The 9,045-nt window shown below is 71.2% G+C and carries 6 protein-coding genes; 4 read left to right on the top strand and 2 right to left on the bottom strand.

What is annotated here, in order from left to right; genetic code table 11:
- Positions 1-96: 96 nt before the first annotated feature.
- Both ACFWIS_RS24965 and ACFWIS_RS24960 read right to left on the bottom strand, forming a co-directional pair.
- Entirely contained in the window at positions 97-1,740 is a 1,644-nt protein-coding gene (locus tag ACFWIS_RS24965; protein WP_380457957.1) for an alpha/beta hydrolase, read from the bottom strand.
- 75 nt (positions 1,741-1,815) lie between these two features.
- On the bottom strand, positions 1,816-2,571 hold the full coding sequence (locus ACFWIS_RS24960; protein WP_380457959.1) for an SDR family oxidoreductase: 756 nt from the start codon (positions 2,569-2,571) through the stop codon (positions 1,816-1,818).
- Between the two features lie 175 nt (positions 2,572-2,746).
- Between ACFWIS_RS24960 and ACFWIS_RS24955 the strand changes: the two genes are divergently transcribed.
- The 4 genes from ACFWIS_RS24955 (at position 2,747) to ACFWIS_RS24940 (ending at position 9,044) form a co-directional block, all read left to right on the top strand.
- Positions 2,747-4,324, top strand: a complete 1,578-nt coding sequence (locus ACFWIS_RS24955; RefSeq protein WP_380457961.1) for a methylmalonyl-CoA mutase — start codon at positions 2,747-2,749, stop codon at positions 4,322-4,324.
- A gap of 281 nt (positions 4,325-4,605) precedes the next feature.
- Positions 4,606-5,859 carry an amidohydrolase gene (locus ACFWIS_RS24950; protein WP_380457963.1) on the top strand — a complete coding sequence of 418 codons (1,254 nt, stop codon included), beginning with the start codon at positions 4,606-4,608 and terminating at the stop codon, positions 5,857-5,859.
- Positions 5,860-6,113: 254 nt separating this feature from the next.
- Positions 6,114-7,169 carry a BMP family protein gene (locus ACFWIS_RS24945; RefSeq protein ID WP_380457965.1) on the top strand — a complete coding sequence of 352 codons (1,056 nt, stop codon included), beginning with the start codon at positions 6,114-6,116 and terminating at the stop codon, positions 7,167-7,169.
- Positions 7,170-7,517: 348 nt separating this feature from the next.
- A complete protein-coding gene (locus ACFWIS_RS24940) occupies positions 7,518-9,044 on the top strand; it encodes an ABC transporter ATP-binding protein (protein ID WP_380458023.1) in 1,527 nt (508 codons plus the stop codon).
- Position 9,045: the final 1 nt, after the last annotated feature.

Here is a 9,045-nt window from a genome sequence, read left to right as displayed (position 1 = left end):
GATCGGACGATTTTTTTTTGATCCCCCCCCCCGTCGTTGTAGTAGTTGTGGGGGGCGCGGGTGCCGGGCCGCGGGGGGCCCCCCCCCCGGGCGGGGTCAGCCGCAGCGGGTGCCCCCGGCCGGCATGGTGCCGTCGGTCAGGTAGGCGGCCATGGCCTGGTCGATGCAGGTGTTGCCCTTGCCGAAGGCGCCGTGGCCCTCGCCCACCCGGGTGAGCAGGGTGGCCTTGGCGAAGCCCTGGGCCAGCTTCTCGGCGGAGGAGTACGGGGTGGCCGGGTCCCCGGTGGTGCCGACCACCAGGATCGGGGCGGCGCCCTCGGCGCGGATGGTGTGCGGCTTCTCCTGGGTCTTGAACGGCCAGTAGGCGCAGCCGGGCTCGGCGTAGTCGTCCACCGTGACGCCCTTGGAGAGCAGCGGTGCCTCGGCGAGCAGCCGGTCGACCGCCTGCCGGGCGTGTTCGGGGGTCGGCGCGGGGCGGGCCGCGTCGGCGCAGCTGATCGCGCCGTTGGCCTCGTCCATCGGGCTGTAGTGGCCGTTCTCGTCGCGACCGTTGTAGTCGTCGGCGAAGGCCATCAGGTAGTCGCCCTTGCCGCGCTTCATCGCCCAGCCGAGGCTGTTCCGCAGGTACTGCCAGGAGGTCTTCTCGTCGCCGTAGAGCAGCGAGACGACGCCGGTCCAGGCCAGGTCGCGGCCGAGCTCGCGGCCGTCCTTGGCGGTCAGCGGCTCGTCGTGGAGGCCGTCCAGGAAGTCGGCGGCCTTCTTGGCGGCCTTGGTCCGGTCGGTGCCGAGCGGGCACTCGTCGGCGTGGTTGTCCACGCAGTCGGCGGCGAAGCGCTCGAAGGACTTCTCGAAGCCGACCTGCTGGTCGACGCCGTGGTCGAGGGTGTCCTGGGCCGGGTCGACGGCGCCGTCCAGGATCAGTCGGCCGGTGTTCTGCGGGAACTCCTCGGCGTACAGGGCGCCGAGGTAGGTGCCGTAGGAGATGCCCAGGTAGTTGAGCTTCCGGTCGCCGACGACGGCGCGCAGCACGTCCAGGTCGCGGGCGGTGTTGCGGGTGCCGACGAAGGGCAGCAGCCTGCCGGACTTGGCCTGGCAGGCGGCGGCGTGGTCGGTGGACTGCTTGACGTGGGCGGCCTTGCGCTCGGCGGGGTCGTCCGGGGAGTCCAGCTGGTTGACGGCGTCGAGCTGCTTGTCGTCGTAGCAGACCACGGGGGAGCTGTCGCCGGTGCCGCGCGGGTCGAAGCCGATCACGTCGAAGCGGTCGTGCAGGGTGCCGGCGAAGTCCTTGGCGCCGTACTTCACCATCTCGACGCCGGAGGCGCCGGGGCCGCCGGGGTTGACCATCAGCGAGCCGATCCGCTGGCTCCGGTCGCCGGCCCGGTACTTGATCAGTGCCAGGTCGATCGCGTCTGCGGCGGGGGCGGCGTAGTCGAGCGGGACGTGCAGCTTGCCGCACTGCATGCCGGAGGTGTCGATCTTCGCCTGCTCGGCCTTGGGGTCGGCCGGGCAGTCCGCCCAGGTGATCTGCTGGCCGTAGAAGGCCTTGAGCGCCGGGTCGGCCTCGCCCTTGGGCTTCGGGGCCGGGGTGGCCGTGGGGCTCGCGGGGGCGGGCGCGGTGTTGCCGGAGGCCTTGTCCTGGGCCGTCGTGGCGGTCTCGTCGCAGGCGGAGGTGAGCAGGAGGGCGCCTGCCGCCACGGCGGTCAGCAGGACCCGTGGGCGGGCGGCCCGGAAGATCGTCATCGCATGTGTGTACCACTCGTGTACGACACGTGTTCGATCGGGGTGCCGGGCCGCTCCGCCGCGACGGCCGCCGGATCAGCCGCGGTGGACCTTGTGGTTGGCGGCCTGGGCCCGGGGGCGGACCACCAGCAGGTCGATGTTCACGTGCGAGGGCCGGGTGACCGCCCACGCCACGGTGTCCGCGATGTCCTCCGAGGTCAGCGGCTCGGCCACGCCCGCGTAGACGGCGGCGGCCTTCTCCTCGTCACCGCGGAAGCGGGTGACCGCGAAGCCCTCGGACTTCACCATCCCGGGCGCGATCTCGATCACCCGGATCGACTCCCCGCACAGCTCCAGCCGCAGCGTCGCCGCGATGGTGTGCGCGGCGTGCTTGGCCGCGACGTAGCCGCCGCCGCCCTCGTACGCGGCCATGGCGGCGGTCGAGGAGAGCACCAGCACGGTGCCGTCGCCGGTCGCGCGCAGGGCGGGCAGCAGCGCCTGGGTCACGTGCAGCACGCCGAGCACGTTCACCTCGTACATGGCCCGCCAGTCGGCCGGGTCGCCGTGCTCGACGGTCTCCGCGCCGATCGCGCCGCCGGCGTTGTTCACCAGGACGTCCACCCGGCCGACCTCGGCCGCGAAGGCGTCCACGGCGGCCCGGTCGGTGACGTCCAGGGTGACCGCTCTCGCTGAACCGCCGCGCCCGCCGATCTCCTTGGCCAGCGCCTCGATCCGCTCGGTCCGGCGGGCGGTCAGCACCACCTCGAAGCCCTCGGCGGCCAGCCGGCGGGCGGTCGCCGCGCCGATTCCGCTGCTGGCACCGGTGACCACGGCCACCTTCTGCTCGGTCATTGCCACTCCCTGGGGGCTCATCCGGTCGTTCACCCGATCATCTCAACCGCCTCCGCGCGCCCGCCGCCCGGTCCGGCCCTAGATTGCGAGGACCGACTTCCTGCGAGGACCGACTTCCTGCGAGGACCGACTCCCGCAAGAGAGGCCCCCGCCCGCCGACCCCGTGGAGAGAGCCATGGCTGCCGCAGAATCCGGTTTCGGGATCGAACCGCTGTACGGCCCCGAGGCGCTGGCCGGGTGGGACCCGGCGGCCCGGCTGGGCCGGCCGGGGGAGTACCCGTACACCCGGGGCGTCCACCCGACGATGTACACCGGCCGGCCGTGGACGATGCGCCAGTACGCGGGCTTCGGCACCGCCGCCGAGTCCAACGCCCGCTACCGCCGGCTGATCGAGGGCGGCGGCACCGGCCTCTCGGTGGCCTTCGACCTGCCCACCCAGATGGGTTACGACTCGGACGCGCCGCTCGCCGCCGGGGAGGTCGGCAAGGTGGGCGTGGCGGTGGACGGCGTCGAGGACATGGCGGTGCTCTTCGACGGCATCCCGCTCGGCGCGGTGTCCACCTCGATGACCATCAACGCGCCCGCCGCCGTACTCCTGCTGCTGTACCAACTGGTCGGCGAGGCGCAGGGGGTGGCGCCCGCGGCGCTCACCGGCACGGTGCAGAACGACGTGCTGAAGGAGTACATCGCCCGGGGCGCGTACATCTTCCCGCCGGAGCCCTCGCTGCGGTTGGCCGCCGACGTGTTCCGGTACTGCCGGGCCGAGATCCCGCGCTGGAACACCATCTCCGTCTCCGGCTACCACATGGCCGAGGCCGGGGCCGATCCGGCGCAGGAGGTCGCCTTCACCCTGGCCAACGGGATCGCCTACGTCCGGACCGCGCTCGCCGCCGGGATGGCCGTGGACGACTTCGCGCCCCGGCTCTCCTTCTTCTTCGTGGCCCGCACCACGCTGCTCGAGGAGGTCGCCAAGTTCCGTGCCGCACGGCGGATCTGGGCCAGGATCATGCGCGAGGAGTTCGGCGCGAAGGACCCCCGTTCGCAGATGCTGCGCTTCCACACCCAGACCGCCGGGGTGCAGCTCACCGCCCAGCAGCCCGAGGTGAACCTGGTCCGGGTCTCGGTGCAGGCGCTGGCCGCGGTGCTCGGCGGCACCCAGTCGCTGCACACCAACAGCTTCGACGAGGCGATCGCGCTGCCCACCGAGAAGGCCGCCCGGCTCGCCCTGCGCACCCAGCAGGTGCTCGCCCACGAGACCGACGTGACCGCCACGATCGACCCCTTCGCCGGCTCCTACACGGTCGAGTCGCTGACCGACGCCGTCGAGGAGGCCGTGCTGGCGCTGCTGGCCCGGGTCGAGGAGCAGGGCGGGGCGGTGGCCGCGATCGAACGGGGCTTCCAGAAGGGCGAGATCGAGCGCAGCGCCTACCGGATCCAGCAGCAGACCGACTCCGGCGAGCGCACGGTGGTCGGCGTCAACCGCTTCCGGCTGGACGAGGAGGAGCCGTACCAGCCGCTGCGGGTGGACCCGGCGATCGAGCGGCAGCAGGCCGCCCGGCTGGCCCGGCTGCGGGCCGAGCGCTCCGGCTCGGCCGTCACCCGGGGGCTGGACGCGCTGCGCCGTGCGGCGGAGGGCTCGGCGAACGTGTTGTACCCGATGAAGGAGGCGCTGGCCGCCCGGGCCACCGTCGGCGAAGTCTGTGACGCGCTGCGCGGGGTCTGGGGCACGTACGTTCCGGTGGAGCGTTTCTGAACCGGTCGCACGAGACGAACGAGACGAACGGGTGGAGCTGGTGGACCCGGCTGAACCGGAGCGCGGAATTGACGAACTGAGCTGACGCCAGGGCGGATCGGCCGTCAAGGCGGTGGGGGCCGTGACCACCGGCGCGGGTGATCGTTGCACAGGGCAAGCAATCCGGGGAAGGCGGCAGAAACGAGATGTCATACCCACCTGTCCGGCCGGTATGCACCCATCCGGGGACTAATTTTCCGGAAGTCGGGCCAAATCCCCCCAACGGGCCTATTCTTGGGGAGATGAACCGTCCTGAGCCCGCTCAGCCGGGCGCCACTCTCGCCGTCGCACGCCCCGCCGCCGAACTGCGCGACCGGGTCCGGACGCTGGAGCCCGAGCTGATCGCCTTCCGCCGTGACCTGCACCGGCACCCGGAGCTCGGCCGCCAGGAGTTCCGCACCACCGACCTGCTGCGCGACCGGCTGGTGGCGGCGGGCCTGGAGCCGCGGGTGCTGCCCGGCGGCACCGGCCTGCTGGTCGACATCGTCCCGGCCGGCACCGCCCCGGGGACGGAGTTCCTGGCCTTCCGCGCCGACATCGACGCGCTGCCCATCGACGACGCCAAGACCGACGTGCCGTACCGCTCGACCGTCCCCGGCCGGGCCCACGCCTGCGGTCACGACGTGCACACCTCGGTGGTGCTCGGCACCGGCCTGGTGCTGGCCGAGGCCGTCCGCTCCGGTGAGCTGCGCCGCCCGGTCCGGCTGGTGTTCCAGCCGGCCGAGGAGGTCATGCCGGGCGGGGCGCTGGACGTCATCAACGCCGGGGGGATGGACGGCGTCGGCCGGATCTTCGCGGTGCACTGCGACCCGAAGGTGGAGGTCGGCCGGATCGCCCTGCGGGTCGGGGCGATCACCTCGGCCTGCGACCGGCTGGTGCTGCACCTGGACGGCCCCGGCGGGCACACCGCCCGCCCGCACCTGACCACCGACCTGGTGACCGCGATCGCGCGGATGGCCGCCGACCTCCCGGCCGCGCTGGCCCGCCGGATGGACCCGCGCTGGGGCGTCAGCCTGGTCTGGGGCCGGATCGCCTCCGGCTCCGCGCCCAACGTCATCCCGCAGCACGCCGAGCTGGAGGGCACCGTCCGCTGCCTGGAGCTGGACGGCTGGCGGGAGGCACCGGACCTGCTGCACGAGTTGATCGCCAAGGTCGCCGAGACCTACCGGGCCAAGTGGACGCTGGACTACCACCGCGGGGTGCCGCCGGTGGTCAACGAGGCGGTCTCGGTCGCGCGGCTGGAGGAGACGATGACCGCCCGGTTCGGACAGGGCGGTGCCCAGGTGGTGGAGGGGACCGAACAGAGCCTGGGCGGCGAGGACTTCTCCTGGTACCTGGAGCACGCCCCGGGCGCACTGGCCCGGCTGGGCGTCCGCACCCCCGGTGACGTCACCGTCCGTGACCTGCATCAGGGCCGATTCGACGTGGACGAGCGGGCGATCGGCGTGGGCGTGGAACTCTTCGCGGCGCTGGCCCTGGAGGACGACCGAATCTGACCGATTCCTGGGGGTATGTGGCCCTCCTGTGATCGGGTCGTTGAGATCCGGGGTTACGAACCGTTCCGTAAACTGGGCCGGACCAATCTCGGATCACCGTCCGCGTACGGGAAATGGAGCCTTCGGAAGGCCTTCAGACCACGGTTTGATAACAACCCGAATGCTCTGGCACCCCGTAACACAACCGTGTTCTACGCGCGTTACGGTGGCGTCCGACCACGCTAAACGGGTGCGTGTGAGAAGGAGATACTCCCTTGCGCCGTTCAATGAAGCTCGCCGCGGTTGTGCTCTCGGGTTCCCTGGGCATGGCCTCGCTCGCCGCTTGCGGCGCAAAGAGCACTGACAGTAACGCTTCTTCGGGTTCGTCCGATGCCCTCAAGGTCGGCATGGCCTACGACATCGGCGGCCGTGGAGACCAGTCCTTCAACGACTCCGCCGCGCGTGGTCTCGACAAGGCCAAGTCCGACCTGGGCGTCGCCGTCACCGAGGCCGAGGCCAAGCCGGGCGAGGCCGAGGCCGACAAGGAGACCCGGCTCAAGAACCTGGTCGACGCCGGCTACAAGACCGTCATCGCGGTCGGCTTCGTCTACCAGCCGGCGGTCAACAAGGTCGCCAAGGACAACCCGAACGTCAAGTTCGCGATCATCGACTCGAACGACAAGGACCAGCCGTCCAACGTCACCTCGCTGCTCTTCGCCGAGCAGGAGGGTTCGTACCTGGCCGGTGTCGCCGCGGCGAACAAGTCGAAGAGCCACCACATCGGCTTCATCGGTGGTGTCCAGTCCGAGCTGATCAAGAAGTTCGAGGCCGGTTACAAGGCGGGCGCCAAGTTCGCCGACCCGAACATCCAGGTCGAGACCACCTACCTGACCACGCCGCCGGACTTCACCGGCTTCAGCGCGCCCGACAAGGGCAAGGAAGCCGCGCAGGGTCAGCTCGACAAGGGCGCGGACGTCATCTACTCCGCCGCCGGCTCCTCCGGCGCCGGTGCCATCGAGGCCGTCGCCAACGCGGGCAAGTACGCCATCGGCGTCGACTCCGACCAGGCCGCCCAGCCGGCCCTGTCGAAGTTCAAGAACAGCATCCTGACCTCGATGGTCAAGAACGTCGACACCGCGGTGTACTCGTACATCGACTCGGTCAAGAAGGGCACGCCGTTCACCGGCATCAAGCTCTTCGACCTGAAGGCCAACGGTGTCTCGCTCGCCACCACCGGCGGCAAGATCGACGACATCCAGGACAAGCTGAAGGCCGCCGCCGACTCCATCACCAGCGGTGCCACCACCATCCCGACCGCGCCGGCCCAGTAAGGCCCGCGCGTCTCGGACGCGACCTGCGCCCGCCGCCTGCCCGGCCGGGCGATGATCGAGACAGTTCACGGGAGGGGCCCGGAAGGGTGCGCTCAACGCGTACCCCCGGGCCCCGTTCCGTCTCCCCGTTTCCCCCCTTGGCCCTCCGAGCGCAACGACGCGCCTCCAGACCACCAGGAGACCGCCATCACCGCATCAGACCCCGTCCCCCTGCGCAAGGACGGCACCCCCAGCGCGGGGACGGCGACACCGGCCGTCGAACTGCGCGGCATCACCAAGCGCTTCCCCGGAGTCGTGGCCAACCACGACATCAACCTCACCGTCCGCACCGGCACCGTGCACGCCCTGATGGGCGAGAACGGCGCCGGCAAGTCGACGCTGATGAAGATCCTCTACGGCATGCAGAAGCCGGACGAGGGCACCATCGCGATCAACGGCGAGGTGTGCGAGTTCAACACCCCGGGCGACGCCATCGCCCGCGGCATCGGCATGGTGCACCAGCACTTCATGCTCGCCGACAACCTCACCGTGCTGGAGAACGTCGTCCTCGGCGGCGAGAAGCTCCACGGCATCGGGGCCAAGGCGAAGGCGAAGATCAAGGAGATCTCCGACCAGTACGGCCTGGGCGTGCGCCCGGACGTGTTGGTCGAGGACCTCGGCGTCGCCGACCGCCAGCGCGTCGAGATCCTCAAGGTGCTGTACCGCGGCGCCAAGATCCTGATCCTCGACGAGCCCACGGCCGTGCTCGTCCCGCAGGAGGTCGACGCGCTGTTCGACAACCTGCGCGACCTCAAGGCCGAGGGCGTCACCGTCATCTTCATCTCGCACAAGCTGCACGAGGTGCTCGCGGTGGCCGACGCGATCAGCGTCATCCGGCGCGGCACCACGGTCGGCGACGCCGACCCGAAGGCCGTCACCGCGCGCCAGCTGGCCGAGCTGATGGTCGGCGCCGAGCTGCCCTCCCCGGAGAGCCGCGAGTCGACCGTCACCACCGCCGAGATGCTCGACGTCAAGGACCTGCGGATCGCCAAGACCGACTCCGAGGGCATCGAGCGCGTCGTCCTGGACGACATCTCGCTGCGGATCCACAAGGGCGAGATCCTCGGCATCGCCGGGGTCGAGGGCAACGGCCAGGCCGAACTGGTCGAGGCCATCATGGGCATGCTGCCGCTGGACGGCGGCACCGTCGTCCTGGACGGCAAGGACCTCTCCGGCACCCTGACCCGGGCCCGCCGCGAGGCCGGCATCGGCTACATCCCCGAGGACCGCCACAAGCACGGCCTGCTGCTGGAGGCCCCGCTCTGGGAGAACCGGATCCTCGGCCACGTCACCGAGGCGCCCAACTCCAGCGGTGTGCTGCTCAAGCCGGCCGCCGCCCGCGAGGACACCTGGCGGATCGTCGAGCAGTACGACGTCCGCACCCCCGGCATCGAGGTCACCGCGGCCTCGCTCTCCGGCGGCAACCAGCAGAAGCTGATCATCGGCCGCGAGATGAGCCACCAGCCCAAGCTGCTGATCGCCGCCCACCCGACCCGCGGGGTGGACGTCGGTGCGCAGGCGCAGATCTGGGAGCACATCCGGACCGCCCAGCGCGAGGGCCTGGCCGTCCTGCTGATCTCGGCCGACCTGGACGAGCTGATCGGTCTCTCCGACACCATCCGGGTCATCTACCGCGGCCGCCTGGTCGCCGACGCCGACCCGGCCACCGTCACCGCCGAGGACCTCGGCACCGCGATGACCGGTGCCGCCGCCGGCCACCTGGAGTCCGCTCCGGAGGACGTCGCCGAGGCACAGGCGATCGCCGCCGAGGGCACCGAGGCCGAGGCCGAGCACCCGCACACCGACACCGCCGACGACCCGCAGGCGGGGGAGTAAC

Source organism: Kitasatospora sp. NPDC127060, assembly GCF_042724935.1.
In the GTDB taxonomy this organism is placed as follows: Bacteria; Actinomycetota; Actinomycetes; order Streptomycetales; family Streptomycetaceae; genus Kitasatospora.
Note: the sequence above shows the minus strand (reverse complement) of the source record. Positions and strands in the feature narration are given on the sequence as shown.

Coding starts and splice junctions, on each gene's coding strand:
- ACFWIS_RS24965 (WP_380457957.1), bottom strand. CDS start 1,740: ATGACGATCTTCCGGGCCGCCCGCCCACGGGTCCTGCTGACCGCCGTG.
- ACFWIS_RS24955 (WP_380457961.1), top strand. CDS start 2,747: ATGGCTGCCGCAGAATCCGGTTTCGGGATCGAACCGCTGTACGGCCCC.
- ACFWIS_RS24950 (WP_380457963.1), top strand. CDS start 4,606: ATGAACCGTCCTGAGCCCGCTCAGCCGGGCGCCACTCTCGCCGTCGCA.
- ACFWIS_RS24940 (WP_380458023.1), top strand. CDS start 7,518: ATGGGCGAGAACGGCGCCGGCAAGTCGACGCTGATGAAGATCCTCTAC.
- ACFWIS_RS24960 (WP_380457959.1), bottom strand. CDS start 2,571: ATGACCGAGCAGAAGGTGGCCGTGGTCACCGGTGCCAGCAGCGGAATC.